Annotated in this window: 19 protein-coding genes; 18 read left to right on the top strand and 1 reads right to left on the bottom strand. The window is 33.8% G+C overall.

The genetic code is table 11. The features are described 5' to 3' along the window. The first annotated feature begins 2 nt into the window (after positions 1–2). The 16 genes from ACPX19_RS12555 to ACPX19_RS12480 all read left to right on the top strand — a co-directional run bounded on the left by ACPX19_RS12555 (position 3) and on the right by ACPX19_RS12480 (position 15761). On the top strand, positions 3–1847 hold the full coding sequence (locus tag ACPX19_RS12555; RefSeq protein ID WP_426430353.1) for an adenylate/guanylate cyclase domain-containing protein: 1845 nt from the start codon (positions 3–5) through the stop codon (positions 1845–1847). Positions 1848–2207: 360 nt separating this feature from the next. Continuing rightward, the gene (locus tag ACPX19_RS12550; RefSeq protein ID WP_426430352.1) at positions 2208–3263 is read left to right on the top strand and encodes an NAD(P)-dependent alcohol dehydrogenase; all 1056 of its coding nucleotides are present in this window, start codon (positions 2208–2210) and stop codon (positions 3261–3263) included. Between the two features lie 561 nt (positions 3264–3824). Next, the gene (locus ACPX19_RS12545) at positions 3825–4277 is read left to right on the top strand and encodes a DUF2452 domain-containing protein (RefSeq protein WP_426430351.1); all 453 of its coding nucleotides are present in this window, start codon (positions 3825–3827) and stop codon (positions 4275–4277) included. A 65-nt stretch (positions 4278–4342) separates the two neighbouring features. Continuing rightward, a complete protein-coding gene (locus ACPX19_RS12540) occupies positions 4343–4915 on the top strand; it encodes a DUF4251 domain-containing protein (RefSeq protein ID WP_426430350.1) in 573 nt (190 codons plus the stop codon). Positions 4916–5064: 149 nt separating this feature from the next. Further along, on the top strand, positions 5065–5646 hold the full coding sequence (locus tag ACPX19_RS12535) for a hypothetical protein (protein ID WP_426430349.1): 582 nt from the start codon (positions 5065–5067) through the stop codon (positions 5644–5646). 116 nt (positions 5647–5762) lie between these two features. Further along, entirely contained in the window at positions 5763–7445 is a 1683-nt protein-coding gene (locus ACPX19_RS12530; protein WP_426430348.1) for a tetratricopeptide repeat-containing sensor histidine kinase, read from the top strand. Positions 7446–7461: 16 nt separating this feature from the next. Further along, the gene (locus ACPX19_RS12525; protein ID WP_426430347.1) at positions 7462–8232 is read left to right on the top strand and encodes a LytR/AlgR family response regulator transcription factor; all 771 of its coding nucleotides are present in this window, start codon (positions 7462–7464) and stop codon (positions 8230–8232) included. A gap of 247 nt (positions 8233–8479) precedes the next feature. Continuing rightward, positions 8480–9568 carry an HBL/NHE enterotoxin family protein gene (locus ACPX19_RS12520; RefSeq protein WP_426430346.1) on the top strand — a complete coding sequence of 363 codons (1089 nt, stop codon included), beginning with the start codon at positions 8480–8482 and terminating at the stop codon, positions 9566–9568. Between the two features lie 24 nt (positions 9569–9592). After that, positions 9593–10699, top strand: a complete 1107-nt coding sequence (locus tag ACPX19_RS12515; RefSeq protein WP_426430345.1) for an HBL/NHE enterotoxin family protein — start codon at positions 9593–9595, stop codon at positions 10697–10699. Positions 10700–10705: 6 nt separating this feature from the next. Next, positions 10706–11515 (top strand): hypothetical protein, encoded by an 810-nt coding sequence (locus ACPX19_RS12510; protein WP_426430344.1) that lies wholly within the window; start codon positions 10706–10708, stop codon positions 11513–11515. A gap of 346 nt (positions 11516–11861) precedes the next feature. Next, the gene (locus ACPX19_RS12505; protein WP_426430343.1) at positions 11862–12929 is read left to right on the top strand and encodes a CBASS cGAMP-activated phospholipase; all 1068 of its coding nucleotides are present in this window, start codon (positions 11862–11864) and stop codon (positions 12927–12929) included. A gap of 37 nt (positions 12930–12966) precedes the next feature. After that, entirely contained in the window at positions 12967–13977 is a 1011-nt protein-coding gene (locus tag ACPX19_RS12500; protein WP_426430342.1) for a cyclic GMP-AMP synthase DncV-like nucleotidyltransferase, read from the top strand. A gap of 145 nt (positions 13978–14122) precedes the next feature. Continuing rightward, positions 14123–14425, top strand: a complete 303-nt coding sequence (locus tag ACPX19_RS12495) for a hypothetical protein (RefSeq protein ID WP_426430341.1) — start codon at positions 14123–14125, stop codon at positions 14423–14425. Between the two features lie 18 nt (positions 14426–14443). Continuing rightward, positions 14444–14671 carry a hypothetical protein gene (locus ACPX19_RS12490; RefSeq protein WP_426430340.1) on the top strand — a complete coding sequence of 76 codons (228 nt, stop codon included), beginning with the start codon at positions 14444–14446 and terminating at the stop codon, positions 14669–14671. A gap of 16 nt (positions 14672–14687) precedes the next feature. Then, entirely contained in the window at positions 14688–14903 is a 216-nt protein-coding gene (locus tag ACPX19_RS12485) for a hypothetical protein (protein WP_426430339.1), read from the top strand. Positions 14904–14966: 63 nt separating this feature from the next. Next, complete coding sequence (locus ACPX19_RS12480) at positions 14967–15761, top strand: hypothetical protein (RefSeq protein WP_426430338.1); 795 nt, start codon at positions 14967–14969, stop codon at positions 15759–15761. 461 nt (positions 15762–16222) lie between these two features. Here ACPX19_RS12480 and ACPX19_RS12475 read toward each other — a convergent pair whose 3' ends face one another. Beyond that, complete coding sequence (locus ACPX19_RS12475; RefSeq protein WP_426430337.1) at positions 16223–16810, bottom strand: hypothetical protein; 588 nt, start codon at positions 16808–16810, stop codon at positions 16223–16225. Positions 16811–17236: 426 nt separating this feature from the next. On the opposite strand from ACPX19_RS12475, the gene ACPX19_RS12470 reads away from it, so the two are divergent. Continuing rightward, positions 17237–17707 carry a hypothetical protein gene (locus ACPX19_RS12470; protein WP_426430336.1) on the top strand — a complete coding sequence of 157 codons (471 nt, stop codon included), beginning with the start codon at positions 17237–17239 and terminating at the stop codon, positions 17705–17707. Between the two features lie 268 nt (positions 17708–17975). Then, positions 17976–19295 carry a hypothetical protein gene (locus tag ACPX19_RS12465; RefSeq protein ID WP_426430335.1) on the top strand — a complete coding sequence of 440 codons (1320 nt, stop codon included), beginning with the start codon at positions 17976–17978 and terminating at the stop codon, positions 19293–19295. Positions 19296–19320 lie beyond the last annotated feature (25 nt).

Genomic DNA, 19320 nt, shown 5'->3' with positions numbered 1-19320 from the left:
ACATGTTAGAAAATTTTTACACTTTAAGAGAAAAGTATAATCCGATAATTATATCACTTTTATTATGCTTATCATTTCAAATTTGTTTTTGTCAGGGAAATTTAGATTTAAATCAACAAAAAGTTGAAAAACTTAAAGAAAAGTACAAGGCACTTTCTGATATAAAAGAGATTAGACGCATTCTCACGATTATTTCTCAAGATGAAACTAATCCTGAAGAAAAACTTATTTACTCAGAATTATTAATAAAGAGTACTGAATACGAATCTAAAAAGGAACTTATCACGAAGGATTCTTTATTATATTTTAGATCAACAGGATTTTTACAAAAAGGAAATGCATTACAACTTCTAGGCGAATTTCATGAAGCTATAGAAGCATATTTCAAATGTATAGAAATAGCTGAAAATGATGTTAATAATAGTCTTGCTGGTTCTACGATTGTGTCAATTGCTGACACCTATTCTATGATTGGAAATTCTGAAAGTGCTGAAAAGTATTATGTCAGAGCTATTGAACTTTTAAGGAAAGATAAAGACACTGTAAATTTAGCTACTGCCTTGATGAATGCAGGTGATGAATATTACAAAACCGAGCAATATGATAAAGCTTTGAGACATTTTGCAGAATCCGGCGAGATATTTGAAAAGCTAGATCACGAAATAGGCAAAGCCTACAATTTAGGAAATACGGGTATGGTCTATGCCAAACAGGGCAAAGATGAACTCGCAAAAGCATATATGAACGAAGCTATAGAATTACTTGAAACTAATGAATACTATTATCCCATTTCAGAATTTTTAAACTATATCTCTGACATATACCAAGAACAAAACGATTTCGATGCTGCATTGGATTATGCAAAAAGAAGCTTGGAGTTAGCCGAAAAACACAATTTAAAAGACCAAATAAGTGATGCTAATTTACAGCTATCAGAACTAATGCAGAATTCTGGAAACTACAAAGAAGCTCTAGAGCGGTACATCCAGCACGATATTTATCAAGATAGTATCATTAATCTAGAGAATGTTCAAAATATGGCCAATCTCGAGGTCGGTAAAAAAGAAGCCGAATTAAAAGTGGAAACTCAAAAACGAAAAAACCAACGTATTATCATTTGGTCAACCGTTGGAGTACTATTTCTAACCTCATTATTAGCTTATGGCTTATTTAAGCGTCACAAATTTGTAAAAGCTACCAATAAAATTATAGCAAATGAAAAAGAGCGATCCGATAAGTTGCTATTAAATATCTTACCAGAAGAAACTGCACAAGAATTAAAGGATAAGGGTAGAGTAGAGGCCAAAAAGTTTCCTTCAGTAACCGTTTTATTTACAGATTTTAAAGGGTTTACGAGTTATGCCGAAAACCTTTCGCCAGAAAAACTGGTAAAAACCATAGACCATTACTTTACGGAATTTGATAGTATAATAGAAAAGTATGGTTTAGAAAAGATTAAGACTATTGGTGATGCCTATATGGCAGTTGGTGGTTTAAGTTTTGATCATATAGACCAAGCTAAGGAAATGATTCTGGCAGCAAAAGAAATGAATGCTTTTGTTACTAAGGCCAAGCATGATAACTTCACCGATGCTACATTTGACATACGAATAGGTATTAATACAGGACCTGTAGTGGCAGGAGTCGTAGGTTCTAAAAAATTCGCTTATGACATTTGGGGAGATACGGTAAATATAGCATCACGCATGGAAAGCAATTCGGAAGCAGGACGAATAAATATATCCGAGGATACTTATAAAATTATAAAAGATGACTTTGAATGCGAATACAGAGGCAAAATTGCAGTCAAAAATAGAGGGGAAATGGAAATGTATTTCGTAAATTAATCAAATAATAGTAATGTGTGTCAGTTCGAGTGAAATGCCGCAAGCATTTTGTATCGAGAACTAATACCCACAAAGACCGTAAAACCTAATTCCGACACAGTCGGAACCCGCTGTCAGCAGTATATATAAACAAAATCCGTAAAGAATTGCTGAAGCCTTGGAAGCCATTTATGGTTTTAAGAGCACCAGAGTGCTATTAAAAATACCTTTGACAGCAAAAGACTTTTTGGTTCGTTTTTGGTCTTTCAAAAATGAACATTAGGAAAATTAAAAAGATTTAGTCCATCAACAGTAAAACAATCATAAGTATAACTTAAAAATAATATCTAACAAATTAATAAAACTAAACCCAAACACAAAATGAAAACAAAACAAGTTAAAGCATACGGAACCGAATCTCCAGAAGCCGATTTAAAAGCATTACAAATTGATAGAAGGGAGGTCTTAGAGAATGACATTGAGATTGACATCCTTTATTGTGGTGTTTGTCATTCGGATTTACACTTTGCCCGAAATGATTGGGGCATGACACAGTATCCTGTGGTACCAGGACACGAAATTGTAGGGAAGGTGACTAATGTTGGATCAGGTGTTACAAAACATAAGGTCGGTGATATTGTTGCTGTTGGTTGTTTGGTGGATTCCTGTAGAACCTGTAACAATTGTAAAAACGATTTAGAACAATACTGCCCAGAATGGGTTGGTACTTATGGAGGTTTTGATAAGCACTTAGACACTAATACACATGGTGGTTACTCAGAAACTATTGTAGTCGATGAAGCTTTTGTGCTAAGTGTACCAGAACATTTAGATTTGGCTGGTGTTGCACCTGTTCTTTGTGCAGGGATTACCACATGGTCACCTTTGCGCTATTGGAATGTTAACAAGAATAGTAAAGTTGCTGTTGTTGGGCTTGGCGGTTTAGGGCATATGGCCATTAAACTAGCCCACGCATTAGGTGCTCATGTCACTTTGTTCTCAAGGTCTCCAAACAAGATTACCGATGCTAAGGCACTTGGAGCACATGATGTGGTAATTTCTACAGACGATGCCCAAATGGAAAAGGCTATGGGTCAGTTTGACCTCATTTTGGATACTGTGCCTTACGAGCACGATTTTAATCCGTACATTTCAACATTAAACACCAATGGTACGCTCGTGGTTTTGGGCTATTTAGGCCCTTTAGACCCACCTGTAGTTACCGTTCCAATGATTATGGGTCGTAAATCTTTAGCTGGCTCATTAATCGGTGGTATAGCAGAAACGCAAGAATTGCTCGATTTCTGTGGCAAACATAATATCACCTCTGATATAGAAGTAATTAACATGCAAGACATCAATACGGCTTATGAACGTATGCTCAAAAGCGATGTTAAGTATCGATTTGTTATCGATATGAAATCACTGAAAAATTAGAAAGTAAATTCATTGCAACATTAATTTTTCATAAACGTTGTGTTGTGCCCAAACGTCAGTTTGAGCCTGCCTGTTGGCAGACAGGTGTTCCAACTGTAAACATCGGAATATATCGAGAACCATTTAAAAGAACTGTCAGTTCGAGTGAAATGTCGCAAGCATTTTGTATCGAGAACCAATTGAAAGAATTACACAAAGACTGTCAAACCCAATTTCGACACAGTCGGAACCCGCTGTCAGCAGTATATATAACCAAATTCCGTAAAGAATGGCTGAAGCCTTGGAAGCCATTTAGGATTTTTGTTATGGTTTTAAGAGCACTAGAGTGCTATTAAAAATACCTTTGACAGCAAAGCACTTTTTTGGTAACTTTTTTGGTGCATCAAAAAAGTACATAAAAAACACACAAGTATTTCATGTAGAGAACCAATCAAGCTAATCAACACGTCAATTCAAGTATTATAACCTCCAACAAAGCAATTAAAAATGTATCCAGAACCACTCATAAAATTGTCATAACATACAAAAAGCACAATATCAAATCCGTATTTTTGTATAGCTATGAGTAGAGATAACAATAAAAAATCAACTAAAAAACCCGACCTAGTCGTATTTGACGAAGAAAAACAACGCTACGATGCTGCTTTTAGACCTTATGCGACAAATGTTGGTGCACCACAGATAAAACTACCAAACAATGGGACTTGGAAGAGTTCACAAATCTACAAGGCCAACAAACACCTCAAAGCCAAATATGAAGCCATTAAAGCAGAATATGACGATTTGGTCAAGGTTATGGAGTATAATGAACTGGTGACCAATGCCAAGTTTACTTTCGAGCCTTTAATAGGTGAGACCTATCATTTATACAATAACGCAAAGCAAGAACCATTTTTGTCTATTATAGAACCCAACAGTTGTAATTTTGAGTATTTAGGCAGCTTTCGTCTAACCTCAGACTACCTTTGGGAAAAGGTAGGGCAGAACCAATCTCAACTCTTAGTAAAAAGCTAACCAGTATTAATAGCATGTTAATGTTCTAGTAAGTTTAGGCTTAAATAACTATCTTTAAGATGGTTATGAAAAGATATATTTCCATAAAATTCGTTGTTCATAGCTTAGCATTGTTAGCTATTGTGTTTGCTGTGTCTTGCAAAACCTCAGAATCAGCAACTGAACGCGCTGAAAAACTCAATAACCTAGAAACCATACTCAATAACAAAGACTTCAAAATAGACATTAATACCGTTATACCATTTAACACCAATGCCACAACACAAGTACTAAATAATTTAACGCGCTACACTGGTAATACTGCCAACCGAATCAATGTCAATGGCTATTCCATTACCTTTAAGAATGATAGCATCATTGGTTACTTACCATATTATGGAGAGCAACGACTAAGTAGCACACGTTACAATAATAGCTTAGGTATTGAATTTAATAATATACCACAAGATTATGAGCTTAGCAAACACCAAAAGAAAGATGCCTACGTAATGCAGTTTACAATCAATGACGATGAAGATACGGTTGAATCCTATAAAATCTTCATTACGTTCTTTCCTAGTAAAACTGTTGATATTAACATTGTCAGTTCACATAGAAATGCAATTGGTTATAGAGGACAACTCGTGACTATCGAATAAATAGTTATTATTTTGTCAAAATTATTCTCATAAAAGTTCTATATTTAGACAATCCCTTAGTTAATAGCCCTTAAACAGATTTAAAATTGTCGCTTCATTCTTTAAAGAATGGAAGTTTTTAATTAATGCTATTAATCCAATACTAACCTATGTACATCAAAATCAAACTCAAGCAAGATGGCCCAGTCATCGCACCAATTAAATTCAATATTCTTTTAGAGGAATTAAAAAATGCCTTAAAACATTGTTATATGGAACTAGGCACGCCATACAATCCTATCCAGATTGATAATTTTGTAACCGTAGGAAAAAATGCGTTTTCCCTAATTGATAGAAAAACGAAAATATCCATTAGCCTATCAGCCAATTCCGATGATGATTTGTCGGATATTATAGATTACAGGTTGGTGTGTTGTAAAGTTATTAATGTAGATAAAACCTTTATCAATCAAGATGGCTTGCTCAACAACCATTGGGGAAGACTCTTTAAATACAGTGATGAATTTGTTTACAGTGCCCCAGATGGCACCTTATACATTGCGCCTAATAAAAATGAAAAATGTATCATTTTCACAAGAGACTCAGTACACGATACTAATGTATCATACAGCATATTGCTATCGCTTAAAGTTAACTTCAAAAACGAAAAACCAAGACGTTTTTATTTAATTCTAGACCCTTTGGTTAAAGTAAGTTCTGGTAGAGGAACAAACCCTCCTGTAATTAATTGATAGCAGTGAATAATAGTTTCAAAGTACTTTTAAAATTTCTTATTCTTTTTTTTATACTTAATAATGAAAACTGTTTTTCTCAAAATAGTTTCATACTTGACAGTTTAGGAAAAGTTTTGAAGAAAAAATCAATATCCAAAACTGAAAAATCACAAACATTAATTCTTAGAGCGTATTATTTCAATGATGTAGACTCGTCTTTAATATCTTCTAAACTTGCTCTAGCTATTGCCAGAGAAATCAATAACCCTATTTTGCAAGCTGAGGCATTGGAAGAGATAAGCCACATTGAACGACGTCTAGGTAACAACTCAAAATCAATTGAAGCTTCACTAAATGCCTTAAAGATATTTGATTCATTGGGTTTAAAAGAAAGGACAGCCGCTTCATACGTTCAATTGGGTAGTAATTCTATAAGCGATGAAGACTACACTTCAGCAATTAGGTACTTAAAAAACGCTGAAAGTATTTACAATATATCCGATGAAAAAGGCAATCTTATTTTAACCCAGCTCAATCTGGGTGAGGCTTACCGTTTAGCCAATAAATTAGACAGTGCTGCCTACTATTTTAATAAAACCTTACTTAAAAATGAATCCACGAATAATACAATTGTTCAAGGCTATTCGCTTGGTAATTTAGGGATGGTATTACACGCTCAAAAGCAGTATGATAAAGCGGAACAACATCTTAAGGAAGCCATTACAATATTGGAACCCTTAGGTGATGAGTATTCAACCTCAGTGTATTTGGCTGAACTTGGACAAATCTATGCGAAAACGTCTAAAGACAGTCTTGCAGGATCTAAGTTACTCCAAGCCTATGAAATGGCTCACAAAGCAGGGCTTAAAGAACAAATCAGGGACTTTAGTAGAAACCTAACCGACTTCTACAAAACTCAAAACAAATATGGTAAAGCATTGGAATATCTAGAGGTCAATAGGATATACCAAGACAGTCTGGTAAATAAAGCATCAATACAAAAAATAGAACAGCTTAAAGCCAACTACGAAATTGGCAAGCGCGAGTCCGAAATTAGTCTCCTAAACACCATAACCACCAATCAGCGCAACCAAATGATATTACTTGCCATAGGTGTGTTGTGTATTAGTGTATTGGCATTGTTGCTTTTTAGAAGTAATAGAGCGATTAAAAAAGTAAATCTGCACATTGCCGAACAAAACACGGTGATAGAAAAACGTGAGCAGGAAAAAGCCTTATTATTAAAAGAATTAAACCATCGCGTTAAAAACAACCTCCAGATGATATCTAGTCTGTTAAGTCTTCAAAGTCATCAACTCACTGGTCATCCAGCACAAGAAGCTTTAATTGCAGGAAAGAATAGGGTAGAAGCACTATCGCTGGTACATAGAAAACTGTATCAGGAAGGAGCGGAAACAAAAATTGCACTTAGAGAATATATAGAGGAATTAGTTCTCGGATTGTTTCATGGCTATAATGTAGCCTTTAAACCAAAATTCAATATCGATCATTCTAGCATATCTATAGACAAAGCCATTCCATTGGCTTTAATCATCAACGAAATTGTAATCAATTCCTTAAAGTATGCCTACAAAGACATTGCATCGCCATCATTAAGAATACAACTTAAGGAAGTAGAGCATCAACTTGAAATAGACATCAGCGATAACGGAATTGGCTTTGCAGAAAAACAAGTGGATAAAAAGAATTCCTTCGGACTCAAACTCATACAGTCTTTAATCAATCAATTAGACGGCAGTATAGAACGATTTAATACCAAAGGCACACACTGGAAAATAAAAATAAGCGCGGATTAATTACCTTAGCCATACCATGACCAATACAAGCACAAAAGTAAAACTGCTTATAGTAGAGGACGAAATCCTACTAGCCAACGACATAGCCAACAAGCTAAGCGATAATAATTATGAAGTTGTAGGTATTGCAGATACAGCAAAAAAAGCCCTTGACTTTTTAGAAAGTCACGGTGACATTGATATGGTTCTCATAGATATTGTTATAAAAGGGGAATTTGACGGTATAGAGCTCGCACGTTTCATCAACCAAAAACATCAAGTTCCATTTTTGTTTTTAACCTCTCATGCCGATAGTTACATCTTTGAACGTGCTAAAAGTGTGAAGCCACATGCATATCTACTCAAACCCTTTAACGAACGTCAGGTTTGCATCGCAATAGAACTTGCACTAAAAAACTTTGCAGTTAAAGCATCTCAAGAAGAAATTTCCCAAAAAACCACTTTTGAGCCTAATGATAACCAGGTACTCAATATTAAGGACAGCCTGTTTCTAAAAAAGAACCAGCACTTTGAGCGTGTTCCATTGCGAGAAATCCTATTCTTAAAAGCGGATAGCAACTATTGCAGCGTCTATACCAAAACAGACCGGTTTGTCTATTCCGTAGGACTCAATAAAATTGAAGAACAACTACCAACAAAACGCTTTATGAGAGTGCATCGTAGCTATGTCATTAACTTAAATTCCGTAGTAGGTTATGAAGGCAACCTTTTGTTTATTGAAAACGAAAAGATTCCTGTAAGCAAAGCCCATAAAGATGAAGTCTTCAGGCATTTTAAGACCATCTAACATTACTTTTAGTTTCAACTCACATACTTAAAATTTGATTTAATCAAGTTTTCTAACCGTTCGCATAAGGTATCGGTTCATTCACGCATTTTTTTTCACTTAAATATTTTGTTTTATCAAGTTTGTTACATCATGAGAACTTCCACCATGGGCTATTAGGTGACTTGTGCTTTATGAAATCCCAGTTAAGAACTTAGTTATAATGCATTCCAATTTTGGAGCAAAAACTTTTTAAAATTTAAAAATTATGATTAAAAAAGATCCGACATTAAATCCTGCTAAAAGTCAGGTGTCACAGGGAATGGTACTACAATCGTACTGTAACAGTGTATTAGTTCAGCAAGCTGTAAATTTTGGTGATTTTGATAACCTGAAAAAGTATCAGAAAGAAATTAACGATGGACTAACTGCTGCCAAAGGACATGCTAATAATTATCTTAACAATATTCAGCCCAGTATTGTAACCAATATTAGCAATATTCACAATTATTACCAAACATTTAATGCAGTTCCGATAGCACTCCCACCAGGTAGTTCTATAGATGCATGGTTAAACGCCTTAAGAGCGTTAAAGACAGAGACAACAAATTATGCAACGCTAAGCCATAATGTAGTTAATTCTCTATCTACTTTAAATTCTCAACTTGGAGATGATGCAGCATCTTTCTCTTCAACAGTAAGCAATTTAAATGCAGCTGTAAATGGTGATAATGGTGTATTAGATCAAATAAATTCAGATTTAAGCACAGTAGACTCACAGATAGCTGGTGCAATCGCAGGAACCGCCCTTAGTGGTCTTGCAATAGTAGGTGGTGTATTTATGATTGCAGTTGGTGCTATAGCAGATTTTGTTACAGCAGGGACCACTACACCACTAATTGTCGGTGGAGTAGCTGTGTTGGCAATTGGTATAGGTGGTGAGGTGGCTTCAGCCATAACGCTTAAAAACCTATATGCGGAAAAGTCAGACATGCTTCAAAGAAGATCAACTTTAACTGCAGAAGTTAACCTTGCTCTTGGTGTTAGCAGTGCATATAACAAGCTTAAAGGCGAGGCTCAAAATGCAATGACAGCAGCATCACAAATGAAAAATGCTTGGGGAAGCCTAGGTAGTGACTTAGATAATATGGCAACTGATCTTCAAAATGGTATTACAAACGCTGACGATTTACGAACACTATGGTTGGCAGCAGCTAATAATTCAGTACCAACTATCATGACGGATATCCAGACTATTAAAGCACAAATGGCAGGAGTGGATCTTATTAAGAACACAAATGGTGAGAAGCTTGGGAAATTTATTGTAACCGAAGCCGAGAACAGAGTTGCAGCTTAATAATTCATCTAAAAATTTATCATTATGAATAATTCAATTAATAAACCAGCTATTAAGAGTAAATCACTTAAAGCGGTTCAAATAGCATTAAAACAACAGATATCAGAAGGTATGCTAATTCAAGGTTATTGCAATAGCGTGCTTATGCAACCTCATGTAGACTTTTCAGCAGAACCCAACTTAAAGGATATTGAAAATACTATCAACGATAGTTTGAATAATTGCAGAACACATTCTAATACTTATCTAAATAGCATACAGCCCAAAATAATAACAGCTGTAGCTAATTTAGACAACTATTTTTCCATTTACAAAAGTGTAGCTGTTTCACTTCCACCAGGATCAACAAGTGAACAATGGATACAATCACTAGCAGCCGTAAAACAGGTTTCAGAAAGAAATAAAAGAGATGCAACTCTTCTTAAGAGTAAGTTAGAGGATTTTAGTAAGAATATAAGCAGCGATGCAGGTGATTTTAAATTAGTGGTTAGTAAACTCAACGATTTGGTCAATGGAGATAATGGGGAATTAGACCATATAACATCTGAGCTGTCTAGTATAGATCATGAGATTGCAGGTGCCATTACAACAACTGTTTTCGAAGGTTTGGCCATATTAGGAGGTGTCTTTATGATTGTTGTTGGTGCAGTCGCCGATTTTGTTACCGCTGGCACCAATCCTGAGCTTGTAATCGGAGGAGTAGTTGCTATAGTTGCTGGAGTAGGAGCTGAAGTAGGTAGTATTATCACTTTAGTAAATGCTTATAATCAGAAAGCAAAATTATTACAAGAAGAGTCCTCACTTAAGGCAGAAGTAAAATTAGTTGCCGGAATTAGTGGCGCTTACACACAACTCAGCAAACAAGTTGCAAATTCTGTACTTGCTGCTAATGCAATGGAAAATGCTTGGGAAATTATAGGTGAAGATTTAGAAAATCTCATAAATGATTTACAAGAGGGAATCATAAGTAGTGGTGATGCAAGAAAAATGTTTTTAACCGAAGCCAATACAGATATCAAAACACTTCAAAGTGAGATAGATGTTATTAAACAGCAAATGGCTGGTGTAAAAACAGAAACATTACCGCACCAGGAAACAATTAGAGAATTCATTAAACAACATTTAAACTAAAATATCATGGAATCAAATACATCAAATTTATTATCCCAGTTAATAACTAACCTAGGGAATCTGATAAAGCAATTGGCTGCCGTGTTAAATTTACCACCAGCTTGTGTCACTATTCAAAAATCTGCAGAAGACCTAATACAATCAGATATAGACAAGCTAAAGTCTATACAATCACAAACCTTAGACTTTACTAAGCCAGCTATTGACGAACTCAATACAGCACTAAGCAAATTAAATTCTGGTGATACATCTGGTGCATTACCTATTGTAAGTAAAGTCAATGCTGATGCAACCACACTAGATGCAGCAATCTCAGCTTCAGCGGATCAAATTATGGCAACAAAAGTACAAATTTTAAGTCTGTCGTCTCAGTTAAGCACCAATGAGAATGCATTAAACAATGAAATGGTTGGTCTTCAAAGTAAAGCTGAAGATGCAAAAAAACAGGCAGACTATTATACAAGCCGTAAATACTATTTTTTAGCACTGGGACCCCTTGGACTTATTGGTCTAGGAATAGCGATAGGAATGATTGCATCATGGACTAAAAAAGCGAATAGCTTTAATGCTCAAGTGAGTCAGCTAGAAGTCCAAATAAGTACTATAAAGCAATTAGTTGCTAACATAGATACGCTTATCAGTACATTTACCAAAGGGGTTACACAAGTGTCTAACATAAAGAATGCAGTAGGATTTTTGCAAAGCAATCTACAAAATGTAATAGATGATCTTAATAATGCTAATGGGCAAAATGCTATATTACTGGTTACAACAGCATTGCACGAATGTCAATCATTAGAATCTGATGCATCTTAGATGTGTCTATTTATTGTTTTTAAAGATCTAACACCAGCGCAATACCTGCTGTAAAATATTGGTAAAGAAGAAAAAGCATTCTGTTAAGGAATGCTTTTTTTATGCTTAATAGTTTAGAGAAATACTCATTCTTTTCCAGAAACATAGCTCAGACAATTATAAAAACGCAGATAGCTGCACGAGTAGATGTACAAGTGATTGAAGAGTTTAGAAGAAATTAAAAGCAAGAAAAGATTACTTTATAATGCTAGTACAAAGCGAAAATCTTTTAAATAAACTTTTAATTACATGACATTATGGCAATTAAACTCAAGATTTATTGTAATAATGACAGAAAACACAACTTATGATTACATTTTTTTTAACTGGCACAACTGTTGAAACTCAGAACCTTATCATGAAAAAAATAGTAGAATCTAAGTTTAAAATATTAAGTATAGATGGTGGTGGCATAAAAGGTATTTTTCCAGCCAAGTTTTTAGCCTCTTTAGAAGAAGAAATTGGCGAAGGGCAAACACATAAGCATTTCGACTTAATTTGTGGTACCTCAACAGGTGGTATCATAGCATTGGCATTATCTTTAGGCATTCCTGCTAAAGAAATTTTAAAGCTATATCAAGACAATGCAAAAACCATTTTTGGTAGTGGCAACTGGAATATTGTAAAAAAACCATTTTACAACAATAAACCTTTAGAAAAACTTATAAGAGACATCTTTAAAAAGTACCATGACACGGATGAAGATCCAAGAATTAATGATGCGCTTAATAAAGTAAAATTATTAATTCCAACCTATAGTTTGGTAGATGGTGGTACACAAGTTTTAAAAACACCACACACTAGCGACTTAATTTTAGATAAGCACATCCCTATGTATATGGCAGCTATGGCAACTTCTGCCGCACCTACATATTTTAATGCATATTCAAATAGGTTTAAACGTATAGATTCAGATACAATTGAAGATTTTTCTAATAAAGTAGATGGCGGAGTTTATGCAAATAATCCTAGTATGCTGGGAATTATTGAAGCCACAACAAGGTTAGAGCAAAAGTTGGATAATATTCAATTACTATCATTAGGAACAGGACAATATAAGTACGAGGAAGCTAAAACTAAAAAAATGTGGTCTGTAATGTATTGGGTATGGTTAAAAAAGAAAAGAATATTTGAACTTTTTATGCAAAGTCAAGCTCAGTTGGTGCATAATTCGGTTAATATTCTACATCAGTTTAATGATGATTTTCTCTACAAACGTATCGATTTAGAATTTAATCACAATTTTAAAGTAAAGATGGACGAAACTAATCCTAATAAATTAAAAATGCTGTCTCAAAAGGCAGTCAGAATATTTCAAACAGAGGGAAAATATGTATTGGATACCTTTTGTAGCAGCAGCGTACCTGTTGCTTAAAAAAAATAATAAAACTAAAAATAAAAAGAAAAAAAATATGGCAAATTGTAATAAACTGTTTTTAGATTATGATAATAATTTAAACATACCAAAAAAGAAAAAAGATAAACTTAAAGACTCAAAGGAAGTACTTCGCAATAGAATTCGTAAGCATTTTAAAGAAAAGCATCCTGAGTATAAACCAGAATTTTATATTCAAGGCTCTTATAAAATGGGCACAACTATTCTAACTAAAGATGACGAATGTGATTTGGACGATGGTGTGTATTTTAAAAGAGAAACAGATGTAACGGCTACAACACTTCAAAAATGGGTAAAAGATGCGCTTGACGGTTCAACTAATACTCCTGTTGAACATCGTGCAAAATGTTTAAGGGTTATTTATCAAGGCGATTACCATATAGATTTTCCGGTATACATCTTTCCGGAAGATGATAACCATCCTTCTCTAGCTGTTAAAAATAATGGATTTGAAGAAAGCGACCCTAAAGAAGTAGTGAAATGGTACGAAGCTGAAAAAGCTAAAAACGCACAACTCAATAGGCTTGTAAAATATTTAAAAGGTTGGGGTGATTACAAAAGAAATAAAATGCCTAGTGGTTTAGCAATGACTATTCTAGCTGCTAATAACATACAAACTAATGACAGGGATGATATTGCACTTAAAAATACTCTAATAAAAATTCAAGAAACACTTGATGCAGATTTTGAGTGCATTGTGCCAGCTACACCAGGCGACGATTTGTTTGAAAACTTTGATGATACTAGAAAAAACAATTTTCTTTCTAACCTTGATGATTTTATAGAAGATGCTAAAAAAGCAGTTGACAATGAGCCAAATCAACTTAAAGCTAGCAGGCTTTGGCGTAAACATTTAGGAAGTAATTTTCCTCTAGGAGAAGATGAAGATGTAGATGCTAAAGAGGTAGCTTTAAAAGCAATTTCGGAGAGAGTATTGTCTGGTACTGCATATTCTCAAAGCTCTGGAGCTATAACTTCAGAAAATACAGGGGTAAAAAACAAACCACACACAAACTATGGCGGTTAAGAAATTTCATAAAAATAGATTCAAATCACGTCAGCAAAATCTGCCATTAAGAAATATTCTTATTAGGGAGAAAAAACTCATTGAATCAAATTACAAATTTCTAAAATGCACAATAAAACAAAATAAGCTAATCTGCACAGGAAAAGTGAAACCAACTGATTATTCTAAAGAATACAGCATAGAATTAGTTTATGATGGCCTAAATGCACCAAAAGTATACGTGATAGAACCAGAAATTGAATATCATGATGATATACATATGTTTCCAAAAGAAAAGAACCTCTGTCTATATCATCCAAAAACAGATGATTTTCAATGGAATTACATAAAACATCATGTTTTTGATACAATTATACCATGGACACTCGAATGGTTCGTGTATTACGAACTCTATTTAATTACAGGTAAATGGGAACATCCATTTGTACCACATAATACAAGTAAATAATTGAATAAATAATATGTTATGTTTATAAGAGGAATACCAATTGGAAAAAAACAACAAGAGCAACTAAAGCCGCTTTTGGATAAACAGGTCCATTTAGAAGAGTTGATAATTGATGGTACACCAGAAGAAATGCACTATATTTTTGCCCATCATCTTGGTAAAACTCAACATTTTTATATTACAGATGTTGCAGACGAAAAACAATCAAGGTTTATATGTGACTCAATATGGGATTCAATTCAATAGACTAAAAGTATAATTAATGAAAAGAGAAGATATAAATGCATATATCATGCTTATTAAGCATGGAATGTTTATGGAACAATTACAAACAATTAATAAAGCCTTTATAAAGCAAATAATTTTAAAAGCTGATGGTGATAATAGAGATATTGACATTATTTTAGAGCACCCTGAGGTCATGGAGATTGATGATGATTTATTTTATATAAAAACTTCTATATCAAAAGTTAAGTAAAAACATAATAACTGATTCTAAACTTTTTTCACTACTTTGTAAGGGTTAACCAACTCAAAACCAATGCCTAAACAAAAAGGGGTTATAAAATTCACAGGCACATTAAACGGCATGTGCTATTACATGCTCAACGGGCAATACATTGTACGTAAAGCAACTGGCCCATCAAAAGAACGCATTAACAACGATCCCGCTTTTGCAAACGTAAAATCCAACAACCAAGAGTTTGCAGTAGCATCAAAACTCTCAAAAGCCATAAGGCAAGGCTTAGGCAATACCGCCAAACAGTTCAAAGACACTTATATGGCAAGCCGTTTAACAGGTGCCTGCCGCAAAATCATACAAAAGGGGAGTGGTAGCCTCGGTCAAAGAGAGGCAAACCTACACAATGCACCAACAGCCTTAATCGGCTTTCAACTCAATAAAGACATACCATTACACTACATATACAGCGCAAAACCAAAAGTAACAGCCAATAGCAACCGCACAACAATAACCATTAGCATACCAAAAAGCAGCAAAAACCACCTCAAACAAATCCCAAAAAACGCCACACATTACCAGCTCACAGCAGCACTAAGTAGCGTATCAGCCTATCAGTGGCAACCAAACACCAACACATACACAGCAGTAAACCCACAGCAAAACGCTATTGGCACAACAACCCAAACCCAACCAATAGTATGTAAAATACCCCAAACAAATCTAAACCTACAACTACAAATACCCAACAGTACCAACATACCAAGCACAATAGCCATTACGGTCTGGCTAGGCATCACATACCTAAAAGAACTAAACAACAGCTTCACAGCCTACAAAACACCAAAAGCCATGCAATGCATCGCCATAATCTAAAAAATATATAAACCCCACGTCAGTTCGAGTAAAAACAATAACACTATGTCAGTTCGAGTAAAATGCTGCAAGCATTTTGTATCGAGAACCATTAACAAAATAACCACAGTATCAAAATACCAAACAAGAGGTTCACCCGTATTTACTTCATGTCTAATCCATGTCTAATCCATGTCTAATCCATGTTTACTTCAAATAAACGACGTATACCATTCGGGTAGATATCATAACACACCAAACAGAGCATTATAAAACACTTAAGCCCAATACAACCTCTAAATATCCAAAATATACAATTGTCCTATAATTTACATTATGTAAAATAGTATTTTTATAACTTGCACTCTGTTAGAGTTATATATAGTTAAGAATTAATTATAATAGTTAGTAAAATTAAGACATAAAAAAACCTGATCAACATGAATCAGGTTCTAAGGGATAAATTAATAGATATGTTGACTTTATTTTATTGGTTCGGTATGGTCTGCTGGTAATACAATATCTTTTACAGCAACCAGTATTCCATCTTCTTTTTTAGTCGTAAGGATACGTGATGTATTTCCGTTCTTCACTAATTGCTTTCTGCAACGCTTGGTAAGCATTGGGTCTTCATCAAATAATAAAGATTCTAATTGTACCTCTGCTTTAGAGACCTCTTTAATTATTGGAAATATCTGCTGCATTTGGTTGTAACGTCTGTCATTACCAGGTATAAATGTAAAAAAGGTATATCTACCATCAGCATCTGTTTTAACCCAACTTCTGTGAAATACATAGCGTTGGTCACCAGTATTTCTTAAATCAAAATCACCATTCTCGTCTGGCTGTTCTATAAAAAGAATTACATCTTTTGCAGGAGTTACACCATCACTTTGATAGATAACACCTGTTAATTTTAATTTATTGATCTTAGATCTAAAATCTGGAATAGTGTCTGTGTTTGTCAGTTGGTCCTCTGCTCTATCGTATATTGGGCTTTCTTGTGCATAACTAGGATTATATGCACTATAAAAACAAATCAAACAAAAGGCTACGATTAGATTTTTCATGACGAATAATGATTTGGGTTCCGTCAAATTTGCTTCAAAATATTTGTAGTACCTTAAAAATCATATGATTGCAACAATTTTGCGATAAAGTGTAAACAAATGCATAAATCAACGATGAAATACATCAATATTTTCATGTTGTTGGAAGTATTTTTTTATGAAAACGGATCTGTATTTCTGACTCGATATTTAGAAAAAAACGAAAAAACCGTCTTTTTTTTATTCAATATTTGTATTGAAAAGTGTTAAAATTATACTATGTATTTTGTCGGCAAAATATGCACTTAATCCAGTAAATACGTAGTTTATCCATGAAATATGCATTTAAAGTGTTAAAATTTTTTCAAGAAAAAAGGCTAAAATAAGTTGTTTTTGTGATTATTTTGTATAGATTTGTCACTGTTAGTCCAAATCAAAACTATAAATATGAAAACACAACTTACTTTATTTAGTGCTCTATTTTTCCTTATAATAGGTTTTGGAAACGCCCAAGATTCAGCTACTAAAAAGAAGGATGATAACTCAGTTAGTATTATCAGTGGTAAAGTAAACATATCTAAATACCACAGTAGAGAACAACTAGACGAAATGTCTAAGGGTGAATTATTAACACTGTATATAGAACGTATAGAAGTTATTGTAAATATATTACCAAATATTGCCTTTGCAACTAAACCTGGTGTAACAATGAAGTCATTAGGTATTCCTGAAACCAAGGAAAATAAAAAAGCTTTAGAAGATAATAAAGAAGCCTCTGATGATTATTTTGAAAGTACTGTAGAGTTTCAGACTAAGATCCTACCCTATTCAGATACCAATGATCTCATTGCGGCGATTTTATTCTACGAATCTACTTTAAAAGCATTACATACATATAACGATTTCAAAGAGGATTAGTCTATAATCAATTTCATGTTTTTAACCTCGCAATTATGCGAGGTTTTTTATTTAATATAGTTTTATATCAATTTATTGATATTCAATTAGTTAAATATTATTGAGTTAAAGCACAGAAAAAACATTAATTTTGTAGGAAAAATAATAATAATGTATTAAAATTATGTATTTCAACGATATTTTCTTGTATTTCATAGGATTAATTCCTATGTTTGAGGCAATTAGTTGAAAAATTACTTTAAAACCCAAATTAACAAATTTAACTACTATGAAAAATTTTATTCAAACCGCGCTTATTTTTCTATTAGTATTAAGCAACTGTTTTGCACAACAGGAAAAAGGAATAGTTGGCTATGACAATTGGTTAAATTCATGGACAGAGTTTAAACCTAGCCAATCAGAGTATGGCGAGCCTACTCAGATCTTGAGTGGCAAGATTTCTAAAGACACCAAATTACTGAAGAGAGATGTTTATCTTCTTGTAGGTGATGTGTTTGTAACCGACAGTGCTACATTAACCATTGAGCCAGGAACTAAAATCCTTGGAGATTTTGATTCTAAAGCCTCATTAATCATTAGTAAAGGGGCAAAACTAATTGCAAATGGTACCCAAACAGATCCAATAATATTTACATCTAGTAGAGATACTAAAAAAGCTGGAGATTGGGGAGGTATATTTCTTTTAGGGGATGCATCACTAAATACATATGGACAATTAGCCTCACTTAATTATGGATTAAAACCTTCTTCAACAGATCATATTGCTTATGGTGGTAATAATTCAGAAAGTGATTCTGGTGAGTTAAAATATGTAAGAATAGAATTTGCTGGTAAAAGAACTAAAAATTACGGCTATTTCAATGCGTTAACCTTAGCAGGTGTTGGAAATAAAACAGTTGTTGAGAATGTGATGGTAAGCTATTGTGCTGGTAACTCATTTAATGTTCTTGGTGGTTCTGTAATATTAGAAAAATTAGTGTCTTACCGCTCAAAAGCAAATGATTACGAATTTAATTTTGGTACACAGTGCCAATTAATCAATTCGTTAGCCATAAGATCACCTTATGTATCTAGTGCAAATGGCTCTAGATGTATGGTTGTTAAATCTTATGACAACAAAGAAGAATCAGACATTTCCAAAAGACAAACATTTGTAAATGCAGAAAACTTAACCTTAGTTAATGTTTCTGATGATATTAAATCAGACATACAGGTTGGTCTTGTACAAGAGGCCATTTATGTTGGTGCTGATACATCTTTCGCAATTAATAAGAGTGTAATTTCAGGCTTTTATCCTGCTGTCATTTTAGATGATCAAATAAAGCTTAACAACGAAAATCTTGAAAAAATACAATTCACTAAAACCTACTTTAATAATTGTAAGGGAAATATATACAGAAAAGGATATACTAATAATGATGACTTAGAAAGCTGGTACGGAAGTAGAGCCTTCAGCAATCTTTATGCTAAAGGTTCTGACAAAGAAACCTTTATTGCTGCATCCGATAATAGAAATCCTGATTTTAGACTGCAAGTAAATAGAATCATTGCTTCTAATGATTTTATTGATGACGATGATGATGATTAATTTTCAACAATTAATTACTGATTAA

This window comes from Winogradskyella sp. HB-48 (assembly GCF_049942685.1).
Taxonomy (GTDB): domain Bacteria; phylum Bacteroidota; class Bacteroidia; order Flavobacteriales; family Flavobacteriaceae; genus Winogradskyella.
This window is presented reverse-complemented; position numbering and strand designations above follow the sequence as displayed.